Below are 504 nucleotides of genomic sequence, written 5' to 3' on the forward strand. Positions count from 1 at the left end.
ATAGACTTACTCCAAATTCCAACACATGGTCTTTTAAAACAGAAGAAGATATAAAAATTCTGTTGCAGGATCAAAAATACATCATACAGAAGGATACATTCAAGAATTGAGGTTAAAATTGGATCTGAGTACTTTCAAGATCTTTGAAAAATAAATTTCGGATGATAAAAAATTTTACACCCTGGTGGCAGGTTGTTGTGAGGTGATGTCCAAAATAGAATTAAGGAATAGCAAGAAGTTTCAAAATTGAATTGATTCATATTTTATAAAAAGGAAGGTGCATAAGAATGAAAGCTTTAGTAGTTGAAAAGCCAGGACAAGTTTCAATAAAACAGATACCTGATCCGATGATACAAACGTCTGAAGATGTCATAATTAAAGTCGATGCTTGTGGGATATGTGGGACAGATGTGCATTTATATCATGGACTTGAATTTGCTTCCTATCCCAGAATCCCAGGGCATGAATTTGTAGGAACCATCATTGACGTGGGAAGTGAAGCAG

Annotated in this window: 1 protein-coding gene; it reads left to right on the forward strand. The window is 34.5% G+C overall.

Annotated features, from left to right (window positions below; translation table 11 throughout):
• Positions 1-287 precede the first annotated feature (287 nt).
• Positions 288-504 (forward strand): alcohol dehydrogenase catalytic domain-containing protein (locus ACP5SP_RS08170; protein ID WP_428076592.1); only part of this gene is annotated, 217 nt, incomplete at its 3' end.

The sequence above is a fragment of the Caldisericum sp. genome, from assembly GCF_049967455.1.
Lineage (GTDB): Bacteria > Caldisericota > Caldisericia > Caldisericales > Caldisericaceae > Caldisericum > Caldisericum exile_A.